Here is a 23046-nt window from a genome sequence, read left to right on the forward strand (position 1 = left end):
GTGGCTGAGTGATTTTCGCAAGAAAATTGTATCGAAGCCCACTTTTCGTTTTTCACTTTCTAAGTCGTGGGTCTAAAAGTCTTGATTCCAACAGTCTTGTTTCTAAAAGTCTTGGTTCTATTTTCTCCCGTCTCACCTCTAACTACTCCATACTAAAACGGTGGCTGAGTGATTTTCGCAAGAAAATTGTATCGAAGCCCACTTTTCGTTTTTCACTTTCTAAGTCGTGGGTCTAAACGTCCTGATTCCAACAGTCCTGTTTCTAAACGTCTTGGTTCTATTTTCTCCCGTCTCACCTCTCACCTCTAACTACTCCATACTAAAAAGGTGGCTGAGTGATTTTTTGCAAGAAAATTGTATCGAAGCCTAACTTTTAATGTATATGAATTGCTAATCGACAATCATTAAGGTGCTATATATATTCTTTACTTTTTCCCATCGCTGGAAAAAGTAACAAAACCTCGCCCGTACCGAAAAGGTACGTTCGGGCGGGAAATCTAGGCTGATTTTCCTGCTCTTGAAAACCAAAGAAAAAATTATATCCTCCGTATGGCGATCGCTGCGCTAGGCCATACTGCTTCAGCCAACGCTAAATTTCTTCTTGGTTTTACTACGCACATGAAAAGTAGGCCAGATACTTTCTTTTCATGTTTTCGTTTTTACTTTTAAAATTTTTCTTGTTTTGTAATCTCTAACTTCCAATTTCCGACTTTCTCTTTTCACTTTTTTTAGTCTAAGCGTCGTGGGTCTAAAAGTCTTTGGTCTAGGTTCTAGACTCTAGTATCTAGATTCTATTTTCTCCCGTCTCACCTCTCACCTCTAACTACTCCATACTAAAACGGTGGCTGAGTGATTTTCGAAAGAAAATTGTATCGAAGCCCACTTTTCGTTTTTCACTTTCTAAGTCGTGGGTCTAAACGTCCTGATTCCAACAGTCCTGTTTCTAAACGTCTTGGTTCTATTTTCTCCCGTCTCACCTCTCACCTCTAACTACTCCATACTAAAAAGGTGGCTGAGTGATTTTTTGCAAGAAAATTGTATCGAAGCCTCATTTTTAATGTATATGAATTGCTAATCGACAATCATAAGCGTTTTAGATGTAAGTTTTCTTCATTTTACCTTGATGTAAAACGAAGCAACCCGCCCGTGCCGGTCGGACGGGAAGTCAAGACTTACTAAAAAGACATAAGAAAATACTACGGAACCCACCGCCACAGATGAAAAGAACTCCCTGCGGTCAAACCCGTCCGTACCGGTCCGGGCGGGCAGCTTTTCATCTTCTAGCCAACGCTGCTTCCTTGATTTTTAATATTTTTTTAGATAGGCCATAATTCCTTACTTTAATATCATCGTGTTCCGAAATTCCCACTTCCTGCTTCAAGCTTTCCTAAGTCCTAAGTCCTAAGTCTAGAATCTAGTTTCTATTTTCTCACCTCTCACCTCTAACTACTCCATACTAAAAAGGTGGCTGAGTGATTTTCGAAAGAAAATTGTATCGAAGCCCACTTTTCACTTTTCGTTTTTCACTTTTTTAAGTCTAAGCGTCTTGGGTCTAACCGTCGTGGTTCTATTTTTTCACTACTCAAAACGGTCACTGAGTGAATTCCTGCAAGGAATTTGTATCGAAGTGCTGAGTGATTTTCGCAAGCTCCGAAGTTTCGGGATGTATCGAAGCCTCACTTTAAATTTTTCATTTTCCACTTTCTAAGTCGTGATTCTAAAAGTCCTTGGGTCTAGATTTTAGGGTTCTATTTTCTAAAAATTCTATGAATGAGATTTCTCCATTCGTCGAAATGACAGCATAGCGAGGAGGAGTTAATTGTTTATTACTAATCGACAATCATTAAGGTTCTATATAGATTCTTTACTTTTTTGCATTACCCAAAAAAGTAACAAAACCTCGCCCGTACCGAAAAGGTACGTTCGGGCGGGAAGTCTAGGCTTACGAAACCAGCGCTAAATTGTAGGTTTGTAAGCTAAATTTTAGGAACTCACCCGATTTTCATCGGGCTCAAACCCGCCCGTACCCTTTCGGGCGGGCAGCCTAAAATTTTTACGCTTACTGCACTGCCAATTTTACGCGCAACTTTCGATAGGCCAGGTTTACTTACTTTAATGTTTTTGTTTTCACTTTTACACTTAGCGTTACATCTCTTCTTTTTAGAGAGTAATTGATTCACTTAAAATACCTAACAAGTTCCCTTCCCTCGGGGAAGGCCCGTCCGACCGGCGCGGGCGGAGCTAGGGATGGGATGGAAGAAGAAATTGAAAATGAAATCGAAATCGAAAACCTTGTTTAGTCTAAGCGTCGTGGTTCTAAAAGTCCTGATTCCAGCAGTCCTAGGTCTTATCGTCTTAAGTCTAAAAATCTAGGTTCTAGACTCTAGGTTCTAAAAATTCTATAGATGGGATTTCTCCTTTCGTCGAAATGACAGCATAGCGAGGAGGAGTCTATTTTCTCCCGTCTCATCTCTCAATACTAACTACTCAATTCTCATTACTGTTTTTAAGCACAAAAAAAACCCCGCAATTGCGGGGTGATAGTATAAAAAGGGTGATTGCTTAATCTTTCAACAAGCCTCTAGAAATCACAATTTTTTGAATCTCTGAAGTTCCCTCATAAATCTGAGTAATCTTTGCATCTCTCATCAAGCGCTCTACGTGGTATTCTTTTACATATCCGTTTCCGCCGTGTACTTGTACTGCTTCTACCGCCGTATCCATCGCTACTTTAGAGGCAAATAATTTTGCCATAGCACCACTCATATCATAATTGTTGCCTTGGTCTTTGTCCCAAGCCGCTTTCATTACCAAATGTCTTGCCGCAGTAATTTCGGTATGCATATCGGCTAATTTAAAGGCGATCGCCTGGTGATTGCAAATCTCAGTCCCAAAAGCTTTTCTTATTTTAGAATAATCTCTGGCCAACTCGTAAGCACCGCTAGCAATTCCTAAAGCTTGTGCAGCAATCCCAATTCTTCCTCCAGATAAGGTTTTCATCGCAAACTTGAATCCGAAACCATCTTCGCCAATGCGATTTTCTTTAGGTACTTTTACATCGTTAAAGTTAAGGGTATGGGTGTCGCTTCCGCGGATTCCTAATTTTTGTTCTTTAGGACCTACTTCAAAACCTTCCATTCCTTTTTCTACGATAAAAGCATTAATTCCTTTATGCTTTTTCTCTCTGTCGGTTTGAGCGATTACTAAGTAATAATCGGCGCTACTTCCGTTGGTGATCCAGTTTTTTGTTCCGTTAAGAATATAATGGTCTCCTTTATCTATGGCTGTAGTTCTTTGTGAGGTGGCATCACTACCAGCTTCTGGCTCACTTAAACAAAAAGCTCCAATAGATTCTCCGGTAGCTAATTTCGTTAAGTATTTTTTCTTTTGCGCTTCGTTTCCGTAGGTTTCAAGCCCCCAACATACTAAAGAGTTGTTGACAGAAACGATGACAGAACAGGAAGCATCGATTTTAGAAATCTCTTCCATCGCCAATACGTAAGAAACGGTATCCATTCCGCCTCCGCCATACTCTGGTGAAACCATCATTCCTAGGAAACCCAATTCTCCCATTTTCTTCACCTGCTCGGTAGGGAATTCTTGTTTTTCATCTCTTTCGATGACTCCAGGAAGTAACTCAGTTTTGGCAAAATCTCTTGCTGCATCCCTGATCATGATATGCTCTTCTGTTAACTTAAAATCCATTAGTTGTTGATTTAATTTTAGTAAAACGATGCAAATATACTTCTTCGAGGGCGAAATTCAATAGAATAGCTTTAATTTTACAAATATGAAAAAATTAAGGTATCAAGTAGTAGGAGTAATGTCTGGTACTTCCTTAGACGGAATTGATCTTGCCTGCATCCAATTTGTAGATTTTAAGGGGGTTTGGGAGTTTAAAATTACGGCTGCAGAAACGCATGCTTACCCCGAAGTATGGAAGCGGAAACTAGAAAATGCGTCCTTATTATCTATCCCTGAAATAACAGATTTAGACGAAACTTATACGATTTATTTGGCGGAAGTGATTCAGCAATTTTTGAAAGAGCATCAGCTTACTGAAGACACCTTGGATGCCGTTTGCGCTCATGGGCACACCGTTTTACATCAACCAGAAAACGGAATTACGATTCAAATAGGGAACAATTCCGCTTTAGCGAAAAAAATAGGCCTAAAAACCGTCTGCGATTTTAGAGTGCAGGATGTGAAGTTAGGCGGACAAGGAGCTCCTTTGGTTCCCATAGGCGACCGACTGCTTTTCGCAGAGTATACGTACTGTCTTAATTTAGGTGGCTTTGCGAATGTCTCCCTAGAGAAAGATGAGAAGCGTATCGCTTACGATATTGGTGCGGTAAATACGGTACTTAACTTTTTGGCAGAACAAATGGGTTATGGTTTTGATGAAGATGGGAAAATTGCTGCTTTAGGTGAAGTGGATGACAACTTGTTGGCCAGCTTAAATGCCTTGTCGTTCTATCAACAACAAGCACCCAAATCTTTGGGGATAGAATGGGTGAAAGCCAAAGTTTTTCCTTTAATAAAAGCAGCTCCAATTTCTATAAAAAATAAAATAGCGACCTACACGTATCATGCGGCACAGCAAATTGCGCATGAGTTAAAAGGAAATGCTACTCAGCAAGTATTGATTACCGGCGGGGGTGCTTTTAATAGCACCTTAATAAAGCATATTAAAAGCCTGTGCAGCTTGCAATTGGTGATTCCAGAAAAGGAATTAGTGGAGTATAAAGAAGCCTTAGTTTTCGGGCTTTTGGGTGTCTTAAAATTAACGGGTAAAGTGAATGTGCTCAAGTCGGTTACCGGAGCTTCTAAAGACCACTCCTCGGGAAAGATTTTTCTTCCGTAAATTTCTAAAGGTTAAAGTCTTCTTAACATTTTGATTTGTTTATATTTGCGATGCAAAAAATTAACCTACTTATGGAATGAGTCGGCAAGATTTTGGCTTTTTCGCGTTGAAAAAGACATCATGCATCACCTCTGACCACAAAAAAATAGTATACCCATGAAAGATTTACTGAAGAAATACGAGAATAAGCAACCCGAAATTGTCTTTAACTGGAAAGATGCGGAAACCGAAGCCGAAGGATGGACCGTGATCAACTCGCTTAGAGGAGGCGCTGCCGGAGGGGGAACGCGTATGCGTGAAGGTTTGGATAAGAATGAAGTACTCTCTCTAGCCAAAACCATGGAAGTGAAATTTACGGTTTCTGGTCCTGCCATTGGAGGAGCAAAATCTGGAATTAATTTTAATCCGCACGACCCTAGAAAAAAGGGAGTGTTGGAGCGTTGGTTTAAAGCGGTTGCTCCGTTACTAAAGACGTACTACGGGACGGGAGGCGATATGAATGTAGATCAAGGAAGTGAAGTGATTCCTATAACGCAGCAGTTTGGAGTAGATCATCCACAAGAAGGGGTGTTTCAAGGGCACTTTAAACCTACAGAAGTGGAGAAAACAAACCGTATAGGACAATTGCGTCAAGGCGTAGTGAAAGTATTAGAAACTCCAGATTATTCTCCAGATGTAAATCAAAAATATACCGTTGGAGATATGATTACCGGTTTTGGTGTAGCCGAAGCGGTAAAACACTATTACAGTGTTTATGGGGGGGATGTAAAAGGAAAACGTGCTATCGTACAAGGTTTTGGAAATGTAGGTTCTGCCGCAGCGTATTACTTGGCTCAAATGGGAGCTAAAATCGTAGGAATTATTGATAAAGATGGCGGACTTATTAATGAAGAGGGTTTCAGTTTTGAAGAAATAAAAGAACTTTTCTTAAATAAAGATGGGAATACCTTAGTGGCTAAGGAGATGGTTCCGTTTGAAGAAATTAACGAGAAAGTTTGGAAGCTGAAAGCCGAGATATTTACCCCTTGTGCCGCCTCAAGATTGATTACGAAAGAGCAGGTTTCTACGATGATAGACAATGGCCTTGAAGTAATTTCTTGTGGAGCTAATGTGCCTTTTGCCGATAAAGAAATTTTCTTCGGAAGCATTATGGAATACACCGATGAGCGCATCAGCTTGATTCCCGATTTTATCTCTAACTGCGGAATGGCGAGAGTATTCGCTTACCTCATGGAAAACGAAGTAGAAATGACCGATGAGGCCATTTTTAACGACACTTCCATGACGATAAGGAAAGCGATTCAAAATAGCTTTGATCACAGTAGTGATAAAAAGAATATAAGTAAAACAGCTTTTGAAATCGCTTTAAAACAATTGGTGTAAGCCTAGGGCTTGTCACTTCAATACCTCCATCATGTTAAAAAATTTCTTGGGAAGTAGTCCTGTTTGGTTTAAATACACCATTGTTTTCTTTCTTATTTTTAATGTCTTTTCACTATACATTTTAGGGCCAACTGTTACCGCTTGGATCTTTATTGCAGAGTTTATTTTTACGCTGGCGATGGCTTTAAAATGTTATCCGTTGCAATCGGGGGGATTGCTAGCCATAGAAATACTAATCTTGAGATTAACCTCCCCAGAAGCTGCAAAAGTAGAAGTGATTCAAAATTTTGAAGTCATCTTTCTGCTGATGTTTATGGTGGCGGGGATCTACTTTATGAAACCCTTACTCATGTATATTTTTAGTAAGGTGTTTATCAACGTAAAATCAAAGGTGATGCTCTCCTTGTTGTTTTTAAGCATGGCAGCGGTATTGTCGGCTTTTTTAGATGCCTTAACGGTAACAGCAGTCTTGATAGGAGTAGCGGTTGGGTTTTATGGGATTTACCATAAGATTCTCTCTACGGACACCGATTATAACGAAAGTGGTATTTTAGATAGAAAAGAGCTAGGAGGTGAAACCCTAGAAGAATTTAGGGCTTTCCTTAGAAGTTTGATTATGCACGGCGTGGTAGGTACAGCCTTGGGGGGTGTTTGTACGCTAGTAGGGGAGCCTCAAAACCTGCTGATTGGAGAGAAACTGGGATGGGATTTTGTAGACTTTTTTCTTCATATGGCCCCCATAACGCTTCCAGTGTTGGTGGCGGGAATGATTACTACCGTAGTTTTGGAGACGACAAAAACTTTTGGTTTTGGCCGTAAGTTGCCAAAACCTGCGAGAACCATTATAGAAAACTATACCCTAAAACAAGACCAAACTCGTACGGCTTCACAAAAATACGGACTCATAGTGCAAGCGATTTCGGCGGTGTTTTTAATCTTGGGACTCGCATTTCATATTGCTCCAGTGGGGTTTATAGGCCTAGGTCTTATCGTTATACAAACCGCTTTTATGGGGATTATAGAAGAACATAGCTTAGGGAAAGCTTTTGAAGAAGCTTTGCCGTTTACGGGATTAATCGTTGTGTTTTTTGTGATTGTTGCAATGATTCATCAGCAGCACTTGTTTAATCCTATTATTGATTGGGCTTTATCTTTAGAGCCAGATCACCAGCCAGCAGTATTTTATATCGCCAATGGTGCGTTGTCTATGATAAGTGATAATGTTTTTGTCGCTACCGTTTATATAGGAGAGGTGAAAAGTGCTTTTGATGCCGGACAGATTTCTGCAGATCAATTTAGGCGTTTGGCCATCGCCATTAATACGGGAACCAATTTACCTAGTGTGGCGACCCCTAATGGGCAAGCAGCATTTTTATTTTTGTTAACCAGCTCTTTAGCGCCATTGATTAACTTAAGTTATGGTAGAATGGCAAAGATGGCTTTACCTTATACCATTGTGCTGAGTGTGGTAGGTTATTTAGGAGTATTATTTTTCCTGTAAAACCAAATTATAACTAAGCTTTAACTCATTATATAATTTAAAATTCTTTTTTTCGTTACTAACTATATATACTAAACAAAAAATTTTATGCTAGCGATTACTTTACAAGAAACTGCAGAAGCTGCTGCCCAAAATGCAGAGGCAGTCGTAGAAGAAAAAACACTTTCTTTTATGGATTTACTTATCAGTGGAGGATTAGGGGGTCAAATTATTATTGGTATTCTCTTTATTCTATTTGTAGCAGCCATCTATATTTATTTTGAGCGTCTTTTTGCGGTAAAAGCCGCCTCTCAAACTGATGTTAACTTTATGCATCAAATTAAAGACCATGTCGCTACCGGAAACATTGAAGGCGCAAAAATAAGATGTGCTCAAGAAGATTCTCCCGTAGCTAGAATTACCGCTAAAGGAATTTCTCGTATAGGAAGTCCCTTAGAAGATATTAATACGGCCATCGAAAATGCGGGAAGATTAGAAGTATATAAGTTAGAAAAGAACGTTAGCGTTTTAGCTACCATTGCAGGAGCTGCACCAATGATTGGGTTTTTAGGAACGGTAATTGGTATGGTTTTGGCATTCCACGAATTGGCCACCAGTAGCGGTCAAGCCGAAATGGGAGCTTTAGCGGAAGGAATTTATACCGCGATGACAACGACCGTTGCCGGATTAATTGTTGGAATTATTGCCTATATTGGCTACAATCATTTAGTAGTAAAGACCGATAAAGTAGTGCACCAAATGGAAACTACCGCCGTTGATTTTCTAGACTTACTAAACGAACCTGCATAATATGAACCTAAGAGGAAGAAATAAAGTAAGTCCAGAGTTTAGCATGTCTTCTATGACCGATATCGTGTTTCTCTTGCTTATCTTTTTTATGTTGACGTCTCCTGCGATTACTCCAGAGGCTTTAGACCTTATTCTCCCTAAAGCAAAAGGGAAAACGAGCAATGTTCAGAGTTTATCGGTAAGCATCAATAAAGATTTAGAGATTTTTATCAATTCAGATCAGGTTTCGGGAGATCGATTGGAGCTAGAATTACAAAAAAGATTGGCTGGAGATGAAGATCCTACCATTATCTTGCGTGCCGAAGAAAGTGTGCCTATTCAAAATGCCGTAAGCGTTATGGATATCGCCAAAAGGAATAAATATAAAGTTGTTTTAGCTGTAAAGCCATAAGTATGAATTTACTAGAAACCAAATACGAAAAGAAGTCGGCTATAATTACTACGGTAATTTCAATCGGACTTATTTTATTATTGCTACTTTTTGGTTTTACGTACTTAGATCCGCCGCCAGAAAACGGCATTGCCATTAATTTTGGGACGAGTGAAGTAGGCTCGGGAGAGGTGCAGCCCACCGAACCTATAAAATCTTCTCCACAAAAAAATACCACTCCGCCAAGTGAACCTCAAGAAGAAACGAGTACGCCGGTAGAGGAGGAGGTAACGACACAAGATACCGAAGAAGCTCCCGTAATTGAGGAGGATAAGGAGAAAGAAAAAAATAAATCTCAAGAAGAAAAGGAGACCAAAGACCCGGTAAAAGAGGTAGAGCCTCAAAAAGAAAAAGAGCCCGAAAAAGAACCCGATCCTCAGCCTGAAAAGTCCACTTCAGATGCGTTAAACAGTATTTTAAACGGACCTGAAAAAGATGGAGAGGCTAATGGAGGAGAAGGGAACGATAACCAAGCCGGAGATAAAGGTGATCCAAATGGAGATCCTAATGCAAGTTCTTATTACGGACAAGGGAAAGGACTTGATGGAGATGGAAATTACCGTCTAGGCGGAAGAAAAGCCTTAAACAAAGAGAAATTTGTACAAGACTGTAATGAGTCAGGAATTGTAGTGGTGAAGATAGAAGTGAATCAGCTAGGGAAAGTGATTAGTGCTTCTGCGGGATCACGAGGAACTACCAATACCGCACCTTGTTTGATGGAGCCTGCCCGACGTGCTGCTTTAGCGACCAAATTTAATAGCGATGCTCAAGCGCCGTTAAAACAAACGGGGTATATTGAGTACGAATTTAAACTATCTGAGTAAAGATTTATGAATTATCAAGAAACCTTAACTTGGATGTTTGGGCGATTACCTATGTATCAAAAGCAAGGAAAATCGGCCTTTAAAAAAGACCTGACTAATATTCTCGCTTTCGCGGAAGTCTTACAACAACCACAAAATAATTTTAAAAGTATTCATATAGGCGGTACCAATGGAAAAGGGTCTAGCAGTCATATGCTAGCTTCCGTGTTGCAAGAAGCCGGTTATAAAGTAGGTTTATATACTTCTCCGCACTTAAAAGACTTTACCGAACGCATTAAAATCAACGGCAAAGAAATCCGTAGAGATTTTGTCATCAAATTTATAGAAACGCATCAAACGTTTTTAGAAAAACAAGGCTTGTCTTTTTTTGAGATGACGGTGGGCATGGCTTTTGCTTATTTTCATCATGAGAAAGTAGATGTGGCTATTGTAGAAGTGGGTCTTGGCGGAAGATTGGACAGCACGAATATCCTTTCACCAGAACTTTCTATCATCACGAACATTGGTTTGGATCATACCCAGTTTTTGGGAGATAGCATTTCAGCTATCGCAGGAGAAAAAGCAGGGATTATCAAACCCAATACACCCGTGGTTATAGGGGAGACCTCAGCAGCTTCCCAAAAAGTATTTTTAGCGAAAGCCGAAGCGGTACATGCGCCCATCAGCTTCGCTGAAGAATGTGAATCTATTTTCTTAACATCAGATTTAAAAGGTGATTACCAAGAGAAAAACAAGCAAACGGTAGCCGTAGCGGTAGAAAACCTAAGAAACCAAGCTTGGAACATCTCTCATGAAAATTTACAAACCGGACTTGCAAAAGTAGTGGTGAATACGGGATTACGGGGAAGATGGGAAATGCTACAAGATTCCCCTAAAGTAATTGCCGATACCGGACATAATGAAGAGGGGCTTAAAATTGTGCTGAATCAATTAAAAGAACTCAACGCAAGGAAGCTTCATATCGTACTGGGTTTTGTCAACGATAAAGACCTGGATCAGCTTTTGCCTATGTTTCCTCAGGAAGCGGTGTATTATTTTTGTCAGCCAAACGTAGAAAGAGGAATGCCTGTTTCTATTTTGGTAGAAAAGGCAAAAGACTTTAAGCTTAACGGAAATAGTTATTCTTCTGTAAAAGAAGCTTTAGCTGAAGCAAAATTAAAAGCCCAACCCGAAGAAGTCATCTTTGTGGGAGGCAGTACATTTACCGTAGCAGAAATACTATAAAGTTAAATTTCAATTCGTCGTAGACTTATCCTGTCTTTTAGAAGAATAGTCTACCCAAACATAAAGAGCGGGATAAGTACTTGCTTTTTTAGAGGTGGGTACTCTTTTAAAACACGAGAAAAGTTCCCTTCCTTCAGGGAAGGCCCGTCCGACCGGCGCGGGCGAAGCTACGCCTGCCTGTCCGCCCGGATGAAACGTTCGGACGGGCCCGCAAAGCTAGGGATGGGATGAGGAATTGAAAATGAAATTGAATTCGAATTCGAATTCGAAAAATTTGTTAAGTCTAAGCGTCCTACGTTTAAAAGTCTTTTTTCTAGGTTCTATTTTTTACTTTTCAAAACGGTGGCTGAGTGATTTTCGCAAGAAAATTGTATCGAAGCCTCACTAGTTGAAGTTGAATTCGAAATTGAATTCGAAATTGAAAACTCTCCTAAGTATTAAAAAGTTCTATGCATGAGATTCCTCCTCTCGTCGGAAACCTAACGCAGTGGTTCGACGGAGTCAATGACAGAAGAAATTCAACCTAGTCCTAAGTCTAAGCGTCGTGGTTCTATTTTTTCACTACTCAAAACGATCACTGAGTGAATTCCTGCAAGGAATTTGTATCGAAGTGCTGAGTGATTTTCGCAAGCCCCGAAACTTCGGGATGTATCGAAGCCCACTTCTAGCTTCTAATGTATATGAATTGCTAATCGACGATCATTAAGGTGCGCTATATATATTCTTTACTTTTTTACTCACCACTCGTCTCTATTTTACCTTCGGTGTTCGTGAATCTGCGATTTCCATCGCTGGAAAAAGAAATCTCTTGAGAGATTCACGAACTCAATAAAAATAATAGCGCGTGAGCTAAACAAAACCTCGCCCGTACCGAAAAGGCACGTTCGGGCGGGAGATCTAGGCTTACGAGACTTTATCTAAATTTTTTGTTCAGCACCTAAATTTCAGAAACTCGCCAATAGTGGTTTGTAATAGCTAAAATAAGAAAACTTGGCTCAGACCCGCCCGTACCGGTTCGGGCGGGCAGTCTGAAATTTTACGGCGCTTTCACTTCAAACCTGCCCGACTAGTCATTCAGGCGGGCCTGCCCGACTAGCATTCAGGCGGGCCTGCCCGACTAGCATTCAGGCGGGCCTGCCCGACTAGCATTCAGGCGGGCCTGCCCGACTAGTCATTCAGGCGGGTTTTACGATAAATTCTCGATAGGCCATAATTCCTTACTTTAATATCATCGTGTTCCGAAATTCCTACTTCTAGCTTTTTAAGTCTAAGCGTCGTGGTTCTAAACGTCGTGGTTCTATTTTTTCACTACTCAAAACGATCACTGAGTGAATTCCTGCAAGGAATTTGTATCGAAGTGCTGAGTGATTTTCATGAGCCCCGAAGTTTCGGGATGTATCGAAGCCTCACTTCGCGCTTCCAGCTTTTTTAATTCAACTTCAACTTCAATTTCACCTTGTCACTTCGAGCCCGTCCAACTAGTGATTCAGGCGGGTGATTACGACGAGAGGAGTAATTGTATCGAGAAGTAGTTTGAATATGTTTGCTTCCATAACCAAAAGATACTTCGACTCCGTGTCTCCGCTCAGTATGACAGGAAGCGATTGAGTATGAATGAGAAATCTTCCTACTTCTAGCTTTTTACTTTTTAAGTCTTGGGTATAGTTTTATATTACTTTTCACTTTTAAATTTTGCTGTTTTACCGTTTTGCTGTTTTTTTAGGTCTATGTTCTAATATCTCACTTCTCACTACCAGCTCTCCATTTCGATTTCAGCTTCAACTTCGATTTCTATGACAATCTCAAAGCTTTCATAATAATCTTTATTTTTTTCTTGCGATATCTCAAAAATATATTATATTTGCACTCGCATTACGTGCGGGCGCTTAGCTCAGTTGGTTCAGAGCACTTGGTTTACACCCAAGGGGTCGGGGGTTCGAATCCCTCAGCGCCCACTAAACCTGGAGAATTCTTCAGGTTTTTATTTTTCACGATGCACGGGCGCTTAGCTCAGTTGGTTCAGAGCACTTGGTTTACACCCAAGGGGTCGGGGGTTCGAATCCCTCAGCGCCCACACAAAAAAAGGCTTCCTTTACATAAAGGAAGCCTTTTTTATTTCTATATTTTTCGATTATTCCCAGAGATCTAAGAGCCGCTCCAGTTGCATTCCTCGAGATCCTTTAATAAGAATGGTGCTGTCTTGGATATTCTTTTTAGAGAGGTAGTCTTTTAAATCTTCAAATTGTTGGAATGCGAGAACATTCTCGGTTTTCGTTTTATAAAAATTCTCCCCGCAGACTAAGGCGAGGTCTATTGGCATAGGTTCCAGTAGGTCTACAATATGCTGATGCTCCTCATGAGAAGTAGGTCCCACCTCAAACATATCACCAAGAATAAGTACCTTTTTCTTAGCAGGAAGAGAAGCGATATTCTCGATGGCTAGAATCATGCTACTAGGGTTGGCATTATAGGCGTCTAAAATAATTTGATTTCCGTTTAAATCTAAACGCTGAGATCTATTGTTGCTGGGAACATAGTGTTGAATGGCATCTTGTATAGCTTCCATTTCTACCTTAAAGTATAGCCCGATTCCGGTAGCGGCAGCCATATTAAAGCTGTTGTAACTTCCGGTGAGCTGAGAGCTCACTTTTGTATCTTTATACGTAATGCAAGCTTGAAAATTGCTGGTATAACTGCTGATGAGGTAATTAGCTTCTTTGCTGCTTCCTATGGAAATGCGTTTTTTGTAGTCTTTGGTTTTTTCAACCTGAGTCTCATCTTCTATATGAATAAAGACAGTTTGCTCGTTCCTAATAAGATAATCGTAGAGTTCACTTTTGCCTTTGATAACACCTTCAATTCCGCCGAAACCTTCTAAATGGGCTTTCCCAAAATTGGTGATGTAGCCATAGTTGGGTTCTGCTATTTGACATAGAGATTTAATTTCTCCTTGATGGTTAGCGCCCATTTCTACGATGCCTATTTCGGTTTCTTTGTTCATAGAGAGCAGTGTAAGCGGCACGCCAATATGATTGTTGAGGTTTCCGGTGGTGGCGACGACCTTATATTTTTGTTGGAGCACCTGGGTAAGTAACTCTTTGGTGGTCGTTTTTCCGTTACTTCCGGTGATGCTTATAATTTTTAACCCAAGATGCTTCCGATGATAATGCGCTAGGTCTTGTAAAGCGATTAGACAATCTTCTACGAGAATACTATTTTCTGAACGGTATTTTTCATCGTCAATGACCACTTTAGAGGCTCCTTTCTTTAAAGCTTCCGTAGCAAATAAGTTGCCATTAAAATTGGTTCCGCTTAAAGCGAAAAATAAATTATTGTTCTTGATGTTGCGCGTGTCTGTAGAAACGCCGCTGCTGTCTAAAAAAAGTTGGTGTAGTTGAGAAATTTTCATGGGTATACTGCTATAAAAAAACCCTTCCGTAAAGAAAGGGTTTTTTAGTGATATGATATAAATAATATTTAGTCTCTTGCTCTTTTTCCCTTTTGAGATTTAGAACCAACTCTAGACATTGCGTTTCTAAACCCGATATAGTCTGTTGCCATATCTTGAGGGAAATACCTTCTTTGTGCTGGGTCTAACCAGTAAGCTCTATCTCTCCAAGAACCTCCTTTGAATACTCTAACTTCATTGTCTATTAGCGTAGTTCTATTTGCATTGGTGTCATACTGTCTGTCTAATCCTGTTGCCGTACCAGAGCTATCTCTTTCTACACTCACTTGGTGTTGAGGTGAATTGTACATTCTATCTTTATCATTCTCTGAGTAGTCTCTGCTAGAGCTAGCATCACCATCTCTAAAGTCTCTGTTATCACTTTCTGAGAATTGAGTTCTCAAGTAAGTATCTTCTGAAGTTACTGCTTCTTGCTGAATTTCTCCTGGAAGACTTACGGCAACAATACTACCATTACTAAGGGTGTCATAAACCACACTATCTGTCTGTACAATTTTAACGGTACCATCTTTATTGATAGCGTTTTTAGTGTATACGTTACCTCTATAGTAGTTAAAGTCATTAAATTCATCATCTACGATAGGTCTGTATACATCGGCTACCCATTCTGCGACGTTTCCTGCCATATCATAGATTCCAAAATCGTTAGGCGAGTAAGATTTAATTTCGGCTGTAATATCTGCACCGTCATCAGACCATCCAGCGATTCCGCCGTAATCTCCTTTTCCTTGCTTAAAGTTAGCCAATTGATCACCTCTCTTTTTTCTTGAACCAGATCTAGTATACTGACCATCCCAAGGATATTTCTTTCTTCCTCTGTAGGTGTTGTATTCTCTTACAGAAGACATTCCTAGGGCAGCATATTCCCACTCAGCTTCTGTAGGTAATCTATAGGCTGGTAATAAAATTCCGTCTTTACGTTGTATGTATAAGTTTTTGGCTTCTCCTTGACCGTCCCCTTGAACACCTTTAGATTTAGGCGTATTTTCTTTCTCTCTTCTGTCAGAAGCTTTTCCTCCTCTGGTAAGCTCATCATCTCCTCCGTATACTGAAGTTGGTGAGTTGATGTAAGTTTCTGTATTAAAGGTAGTGCTAGGATCTGCTTTAAGTCTTGCACCATCTGCTGTAAAGCCTTTTTCTTCTAAAACCATTTCGTTCACACGATCGGTTCTCCATTTACTAAATTCAGTCGCTTGAATCCAGTTTACACCCACTACAGGATAGTTTTGGTAAGCTGGGTGACGAAGGTAGTTGTTAGTCATGGTTTCATTATATCCCAATCTGTTTCTCCACACTAAGGTATCTGGCAATGCCCCATAATAAATATTTCTATATTTATCTTCTGTAGGGTCAAAGGTGTATTTTAACCAATCTAAGTATTGAAGGTACATGCGGTTGGTCACCTCAGTTTCATCCATATAGAAAGACTGAACGTGTTGTTGCGTTGGCGTATTGTTCCAATCATGCATCACATCATCCTGAACTCTACCCATGGTAAAAGTTCCTCCTTCTATAAACACTAAACCTGGACCGGTTTCTTGTTCGTCGTAATCGGTTTTGTATTTTAAATTACCATCCTTCCCGTCTAGCCTCCATCCGGTAGCGCGTGAATTGTCTTTGTAGTCTTTTGAGTTGTTGCAACCAGTAAATGACGCAGCTAGAGCAACTAAAAAGATTGATTTAAAAACGGTTTTTAATGTCATATCACAGTAAGTTTGTAAATATTTTGGGCTTGCAATATAGTAATTAACGTCAAATTAACAAGTTTGTTTTGGAAATTTAGCAGATAGATTACTTTTTTTTGCGCAATTCTTAATTAGAATAACGTCTCTATATAAAGAATCGTATGTTGATTATTTAATTTATTTTTGAAAGCAGTAAATATACTACAATAATATATTTAACGTTTATTTTGATGATGAAGTATTTGTACATTTTATTTTTTTTAGGAACACTGAGCCTTTCTGCTCAAGAAAAAACTTTGTTGATTCCCGATAATTTTCAGAAAAAATCAGGTTTTTCTATGGATTCCCAAGCTCAGCAAATCCTTTATATCTCGCAATGGGAAGAGCAAGGAAATGTGGGTTCCTACCAAGTCAAAAGTGTTTCCTATGCCTCTAGCGGTAAAAATCTAGATTTGTCACAAGTTAACAGAAATGCGATTCCGTCTTCTCCTTTTATAGAACTCGAAAGCACTAAGGCTAGAGATAAAAATTATTTTGTGGCTTCAGTGAATCCCTTAGTGAGTCAAAATGGAATGATCAAGCGAATAAGCTCCATTAGCTTTAGTTATACAAAGAGTTCTGGAAGAGCCTTGTCGGTTTCCAATACACCTTCTATTTCTAATTCAGTATTAGCTTCAGGGCAATGGGCTCGGTTTTATGTGCCCAAAACCGGAGTTTATAAACTATCTAAGTCTTTTTTAAACAGTTTAGGTGTAGACCTTTCTAATCCTAGTGCTATAAAAATTTATGGTCACGGAGGAGAAATGCTTCCGTTAAGGAATAACGAAAACGAATTTTATGACCTGCCTCAAATTTCTATTCAGCTCATAGGGGGAGAAGACGGCAGTTTTGACGGAAGTGATTATGTTCTTTTCTATGCCAAGGCCGTACATAATTCATGGAATGAAGAAAATGAAACTACGCAAAATCTATATGCAGACCGCTCTTATTATTACATCACTTCTGGCGGTAATCCTGGGTTAAGAGTTTCGGCTTATGCAGAACCTTCAGGAAATGCCCAGTTAAGTATAGATACTTTTGATGAAGAGCAAATTTATGAAGTAGATGAGTACAGTGTTGCTAAAGCGGGACGAAAATGGTTTGGGGATCGCTTTGATGTAGAAAATGAACGATCGTACGAATTTAATTTTAAAAACCGCATCGCCTCAGCACCCGTAAATGTTATACTCGATGCTGTAGCGGCATCAGAAAGTAATACCAGTATGGAGGTGTCTGTTAACGGGCAGGGATTAACCAGCTTAACTTTTGGAACTATAAGTGATGATGTGTATGCAAAATCAGCAGTAGGAAGCTTAACCAACCAGGCAACGGTGAGTGGGGACGATATTACCTTAGATTTAGTGTATAGCAATGCAGGAAACCCTTCTAGTTTAGGTTATTTAGATTATTTACGCGTGCAAGCAAAACGTGCACTTAAAGCAGACAATACACAAATGCAGTTTACCTATAAAGAGGCTGCGATGACTTCTGGTATTGGGCAGTACAATGTACAAAATACCGCTGGCATTTCACAAATATGGGATATCACGAATAGCCAGAATGTAAAAGCTATTTCTAATGTAGGTAATGCGGGGAGTATGAGTTTTAAAGCGGTGATGGGAGAGAAGCGTACCTATATGGCGATTTCTCCAAATGATTATTATACGCCTTTAAAAGAAGCCAATCCTAAGGTGGACAATCTTAATTTAAAAGGAAACGTCTTTAAAGACAATCAAGGGAATTTTCAAGACTTGGATTATTTGATTGTAACCAATCAAAGTCTGCTGAATCAAGCCAATCGCTTAGCGCAATTCAGAAGAGATCAAGATGGATTGGTAGTTAAAGTCGTTTTGGTAGATGATATTTATACCGAGTTTAATTCTGGGAAAAAAGATATTGGCGCCATTCGTAATTTTATCAAATACATTTATGACAATGCTTCTACCCCTGCAAACCGAATTAAGTACGTAGGGCTTTTTGGGGATGCTTCCGTAGATTATAAAAATAGGTTGCAAAACAACAACGATATTGTGCCTACTTTTCAAAGCACCTATAGTTTAGCGGTAAGTTCTAGTTCTGCTGCTTCAGATGATTTCTACGGAATGATGGATCCCCAAGAAGGCTCTATGGGTATTGCGGATAAATTGGATATTGCCGTGGGGAGAATTTTAGCCGATACACCACAACTTGCAAAAACATGGGTAGATAAGATTATTGCTTATGAAAATAAAGAATCCTACGGGAGCTGGCGCAACAATTTTGTGCTAATTTCTGATGACGCCGATAACACTGGTTCTGGAGGTTATGAGATTCAGGAGGCTTTAGATGCGCTGGGAGATAATATTTCTGCTAATAAGCCTTTTATTAACGTTAAAAAAATACATAGTGATGCGTATCAACAAGTGTCTACCTCTGGAGGATTTAGGTATCCCGAAGTAAATGAAGCCATATCTGATGCTATAGAAGTAGGCGCCAGTGTGATAAATTATTTAGGACACGGAGGAGAAAATGGATTGGCAACAGAGCGAATTGTAACCGTTCAGGATATAGAAAACTGGGAAAATGAAAATAGGTATAATGTGTTTGTGACCGTAACCTGTGAGTTTACCCGTTTTGACAACCCGTTACGAGTGTCACCTGGAGAAACCAATTTGTTTCGAGAAAAAAGCGGTTCTGTGGCCATGGTCACCACTACGCGTTCTATTGGAGTATCTCCGGGGGTGGCTTTTAATAATGATTTTGCTCCCTTTTTATTTAATTATACTGGCGGAGATGATAGCATTGCCGAAGCAGTACGAAAAGGAAAAAATACCTTGGGGGGCGGGGGAAGAGTGATTTTTTATTTTGGAGATCCCGCCATGAAATTGCAACTTCCAGATCCTCAAGTAAGATTAACCGCCATTAATGATGTTCCCATCGGTCAGTCGATCGACACCATAAAAGCCTTGGGCTATGTAAAAGTGGCTGGAGAGTTAGTCAATGCGGGAGGTGGAACGTTGAACAATTATAATGGCGAGCTTTCTACGACTATATTTGATAAACGCATTGATAGAACGACCTTAAATAATGATGATAGTGGCTTTTTTGATTTTACCACCTTGGGTGAAATTATCTTTAGAGGAAGAGCTTCGGTAAGTAACGGGAAATTTGAATTTGATTTTGTGGCGCCCAAAGATATCGCGATCCCGGTAGGAAATGGGAGGGTGAGTTTTTATGCCGAAAAAGGAAATGCGCTGCAAGATAATAAAGGCTATAATAATGATATTCTCGTGGGCGGAATAAATGAAGATGCCCCTGAAGATAATATAGGGCCAAAAATTAAGTTATATATGAACGACGAAAGTTTTGTTTCGGGGGGGATTACCAATTCTTCTCCTTTTTTACTCGCAAAACTGGAAGATGAGAACGGAATTAATACTGCCAGCGGAATAGGTCACGATCTAGTCGCTATTCTTGATGGCGATGAAACCGAACCTTTTGTAGTCAACGATTTTTATGAAACCGAACTCGATGATTATATGCGTGGATCTGTCAATTATAAATTAAGAGATTTGGATGAGGGATTACATACGCTTAGCTTTAAAGCTTGGGATGTATATAATAATTCCAGTACGGCAGAAATCCAATTTATGGTTGCGGGAGATGAAGATTTAAAAATCACCAATGTGTTAAATTATCCGAATCCGTTTCATAATTACACCGAATTTTGGTTCAATCACAACCGGCCTTTCGAACCGTTGGACGTACAGGTTCAGGTGTTTACCGTTACGGGGAAAGTAGTCTGGACCAGAAATCAGCAAATCAATACCAAAGGATTCTTATCTAGAGAAATTACTTGGAACGGGAAAGATGATTTTGGTGATGCCATAGGAAAAGGGGTCTATATTTATAAATTAACTGTAAAATCTATGCTGACCAATAAGAAAGTAGAAAAATTTGAAAAACTCGTTATTCTTTAATCTCGAATAAAACTATATATTTGCAACCATTTTAAGAAACTATATGAAAAATATAACAGTATTCCTCTTAGGAACTATCGCCTTATTTAGCTATAACGCAAACGCACAAAATGAGCAGCCTGCGCCCACCATTAAAGACCGGGTAATTACCACTGGGGTTCCCTTTCTTTTAATATCTGGAGATGCTCGAGCTTCTGGAATGGGAGATCAAGGGGTGGCTACTCCTGTAGATGTGTATGCTCAACAATGGAATCCTGCTAAGTACGCTTTCGCGGAAAAGCAACAAGGGGTAGGACTTTCGTACGTACCTTATTTAAGAGAGTTAGTCACCGATATTAATCTAGGAGTGCTTTCGTACTATAATCGTTTTAGCGAACGTAGTGCGGTATCTGCAAGCTTACGTTACTTTGGTCAGGGGGAAATCGAATTAAGAGAAACGCCAGACCAAGCACCACAAATTGTAGAACCTAATGAATTAGGTTTGGATATATCTTATGCCTTACGTTTAGGAGAAGAAATCTCGATGGCGGTAACCGGGCGTTACATTCGTTCAGATTTAAGAATACCAGGTCTTAATGGAGATGCCAGTGCAGCCAATTCCTTTGGCGTAGATGTTTCTGCTTTTTACCAAAGTGAAGAGATTGCTTATAATGATTTTAATGGCCGTTGGCGTGGAGGTGTAAATATTTCTAACATAGGACCAAAAATAAAATATGACGACGCAGGATCAGAAAGTTTTATTCCTACTAACTTTAAAGCAGGATTAGGCTTTGATTTCATCTTAGATGCTTCCAATACGATTGGTGCCTATGGGGAATTTAATAAATTATTGGTACCTACGCCGAGTGATTCTAATGGAGACAATAGAATCAACTCAGAAGATGATTGGTACAACGAAAGCTCTTTTGGCTCTATTTTCTCTTCTTGGGGAGATGCACCAGATGGGTTTAGTGAAGAGATAAAAGAAATCACCTGGTCTTTAGGAGCAGAATATTGGTACGAAGATAGTTTTGCTTTCCGTGTAGGATACTTTAATGAAAGTGAAGACAAAGGATTTAGAAAGTTTTTAACCTTAGGGGCTGGGTTTAAATATTCTATTACTCAAATTGACGTTTCTTACTTGTTCTCTACTTCAAAAGCGGTAGCAAATCCATTAGAAGGGACCTTAAGATTTAGTTTGTCTTTTAATTTTGGAGAAGACTATAGCGAATACTAAAGCATCAGTTTTAAGATAGTTTTAAAATGCCGAATTGCAATTCGGCATTTTTTTGCTTTATATTGTTGCGCCAAAAAAAATAAGATGAAAGAGAAAAAAATAACCACCACGGTTCAAGTTTTTGATACTATAGAAGAATTGCCGCCAGAGGTAAGGCTTCTTATGAAGAAAGCTCAAGCGATAAGAGATCAAGCTTATGCCCCTTATTCTAAATTTAAAGTAGGAGCGGCCATCCAATTGGAAGATGAGGTAATCGTGACGGGAAGTAACCAAGAAAATGCAGCCTATCCTTCAGGATTATGTGCAGAGCGTACCGCTATTTTTTACGCAGGATCTCAGTATCCTCATAAGAAAATGAAAACCATGGCTATTTGCATCAAGTCTTCTGCAAAAGTGGTGACCGAGCCTATTGCACCTTGTGGCGCATGTAGGCAAACCATTGCAGAATATGAGGTCAAACAAGACCAACCTATAGAAATTTACTTTATGGGAGAAGAAGGGAAGATCATCAAGGCAAAAGCATTGTTAGATTTGTTACCTTTGGCTTTTGATGCCAGTTTTTTATAAATATAAATTTTAATGCACTAAAGAGTTTTTCCTTTAGTAGTTATTATATTATTTTTGTTTCTCGCTAAAAATGGCTTAGCGGTAAAATATAATTTTCATGAAAGAAATCACCAAGGAGACTTACCTTAAATGGTATGAAGACATGTTTTTCTGGCGTAAGTTTGAAGACAAGCTAGCGCAAGTATATATTCAACAAAAAGTACGTGGGTTTTTGCACTTATATAACGGTCAAGAAGGAATTTTGGCTGGTGCGTTGCATGCGATGGACTTAGATAAAGATAGAATGATTACTGCTTACCGTAATCACGTTCAACCTATTGGGATGGGAGTAGATCCTCGAAAAGTAATGGCAGAACTTTACGGAAAAAAAACAGGAACGTCTCAAGGTATGGGAGGTTCTATGCATATTTTCTCTAAAGAACACCGTTTTTATGGAGGTCACGGGATTGTAGGAGGTCAAATTCCTTTAGGTGCTGGGATCGCTTTTGGTGACAAGTACTTTAATAGAGACAATGTAACCCTTACGTTTTTTGGCGATGGTGCGGCAAGACAAGGTACGCTTCACGAAGCCTTTAATATGGCGATGAACTGGAAACTACCCGTAGTATTTTGTGTAGAAAACAATGGGTATGCCATGGGAACTTCTGTAAAGAGAACTTCTAATCACGAAGATATTTGGAAACTAGGTCTAGGTTATGAAATGCCTTGCGGACCTGTAGATGCCATGAACCCAGAGAAAGTGGCAGAAGCGATGAGTGAAGCCATTGATAGAGCTAGATCTGGCGGTGGCCCCACCTTTTTAGATTTAAAAACCTATCGTTACCGCGGACACTCTATGAGTGATGCTCAAAAATATAGAACCAAAGATGAGGTGAAAGAGTATCAAAAAATTGATCCGATTAGCCAAGTTTTAGAAAAAATTAAAGAAAACGATTGGGCAACCGAGGAGGAGATAAAAACCATCGATAAGCGAGTGAAAGATTTAGTGACTGAATGTGAGAAATTCGCAGACGAATCTGAATATCCAGAAACTAGCTTAATGTACGATGCGGTTTACGAACAAGAAGATTACCCTTTCACGCCTCATAAAATATAA

At 39.6% G+C, this 23046-nt stretch carries 14 protein-coding genes and 2 tRNA genes; 13 read left to right on the plus strand and 3 right to left on the minus strand.

Annotated elements, in window-relative coordinates; all coding sequences use genetic code 11:
• Positions 1-2562: 2562 nt before the first annotated feature.
• Positions 2563-3705 carry an acyl-CoA dehydrogenase gene (locus RBU60_RS07060; RefSeq protein ID WP_308864044.1) on the minus strand — a complete coding sequence of 381 codons (1143 nt, stop codon included), beginning with the start codon at positions 3703-3705 and terminating at the stop codon, positions 2563-2565.
• 85 nt (positions 3706-3790) lie between these two features.
• Here RBU60_RS07060 and RBU60_RS07065 point away from each other — a divergent pair, with 85 nt between their 5' ends.
• The 9 genes from RBU60_RS07065 (at position 3791) to RBU60_RS07105 (ending at position 13089) form a co-directional block, all read left to right on the plus strand.
• On the plus strand, positions 3791-4864 hold the full coding sequence (locus tag RBU60_RS07065; RefSeq protein ID WP_308864045.1) for an anhydro-N-acetylmuramic acid kinase: 1074 nt from the start codon (positions 3791-3793) through the stop codon (positions 4862-4864).
• 156 nt (positions 4865-5020) lie between these two features.
• On the plus strand, positions 5021-6247 hold the full coding sequence (locus RBU60_RS07070) for a Glu/Leu/Phe/Val dehydrogenase dimerization domain-containing protein (protein WP_308864046.1): 1227 nt from the start codon (positions 5021-5023) through the stop codon (positions 6245-6247).
• A gap of 31 nt (positions 6248-6278) precedes the next feature.
• Entirely contained in the window at positions 6279-7748 is a 1470-nt protein-coding gene (gene nhaB / locus RBU60_RS07075; RefSeq protein ID WP_308864047.1) for a sodium/proton antiporter NhaB, read from the plus strand.
• 87 nt (positions 7749-7835) lie between these two features.
• Positions 7836-8537, plus strand: coding sequence for a MotA/TolQ/ExbB proton channel family protein (locus RBU60_RS07080; protein WP_308864049.1), 702 nt, complete (start codon positions 7836-7838; stop codon positions 8535-8537).
• 1 nt (position 8538) lies between these two features.
• Positions 8539-8928: an ExbD/TolR family protein gene (locus RBU60_RS07085; protein ID WP_308864050.1), complete on the plus strand. Its 390-nt coding sequence runs from the start codon at positions 8539-8541 to the stop codon at positions 8926-8928.
• 2 nt (positions 8929-8930) lie between these two features.
• On the plus strand, positions 8931-9791 hold the full coding sequence (locus RBU60_RS07090; protein WP_308864051.1) for an energy transducer TonB: 861 nt from the start codon (positions 8931-8933) through the stop codon (positions 9789-9791).
• 6 nt (positions 9792-9797) lie between these two features.
• Positions 9798-11015, plus strand: coding sequence for a bifunctional folylpolyglutamate synthase/dihydrofolate synthase (locus tag RBU60_RS07095; protein ID WP_308864052.1), 1218 nt, complete (start codon positions 9798-9800; stop codon positions 11013-11015).
• Positions 11016-12895: 1880 nt separating this feature from the next.
• A tRNA-Val gene (locus RBU60_RS07100) sits at positions 12896-12970 on the plus strand.
• 44 nt (positions 12971-13014) lie between these two features.
• Positions 13015-13089 (plus strand) — tRNA-Val (locus RBU60_RS07105).
• 57 nt (positions 13090-13146) lie between these two features.
• Here the strand turns inward: RBU60_RS07105 and RBU60_RS07110 are convergent.
• Complete coding sequence (locus RBU60_RS07110; RefSeq protein ID WP_308864054.1) at positions 13147-14424, minus strand: UDP-N-acetylmuramoyl-tripeptide--D-alanyl-D-alanine ligase; 1278 nt, start codon at positions 14422-14424, stop codon at positions 13147-13149.
• Positions 14425-14492: 68 nt separating this feature from the next.
• Positions 14493-16187, minus strand: coding sequence for a gliding motility lipoprotein GldJ (gene gldJ, locus RBU60_RS07115; RefSeq protein ID WP_308864055.1), 1695 nt, complete (start codon positions 16185-16187; stop codon positions 14493-14495).
• Between the two features lie 212 nt (positions 16188-16399).
• On the opposite strand from gldJ, the gene porU reads away from it, so the two are divergent.
• The 4 genes from porU (at position 16400) to pdhA (ending at position 23046) form a co-directional block, all read left to right on the plus strand.
• On the plus strand, positions 16400-20167 hold the full coding sequence (gene porU / locus RBU60_RS07120) for a type IX secretion system sortase PorU (protein ID WP_308864057.1): 3768 nt from the start codon (positions 16400-16402) through the stop codon (positions 20165-20167).
• A 43-nt stretch (positions 20168-20210) separates the two neighbouring features.
• On the plus strand, positions 20211-21383 hold the full coding sequence (porV, locus tag RBU60_RS07125) for a type IX secretion system outer membrane channel protein PorV (protein ID WP_308864058.1): 1173 nt from the start codon (positions 20211-20213) through the stop codon (positions 21381-21383).
• 84 nt (positions 21384-21467) lie between these two features.
• Positions 21468-21950, plus strand: a complete 483-nt coding sequence (gene cdd / locus RBU60_RS07130) for a cytidine deaminase (RefSeq protein WP_308864059.1) — start codon at positions 21468-21470, stop codon at positions 21948-21950.
• A 97-nt stretch (positions 21951-22047) separates the two neighbouring features.
• Entirely contained in the window at positions 22048-23046 is a 999-nt protein-coding gene (pdhA, locus tag RBU60_RS07135; RefSeq protein WP_308864060.1) for a pyruvate dehydrogenase (acetyl-transferring) E1 component subunit alpha, read from the plus strand.

Source organism: Mesonia profundi (genome assembly GCF_031085155.1).
GTDB lineage: Bacteria > Bacteroidota > Bacteroidia > Flavobacteriales > Flavobacteriaceae > Mesonia > Mesonia profundi.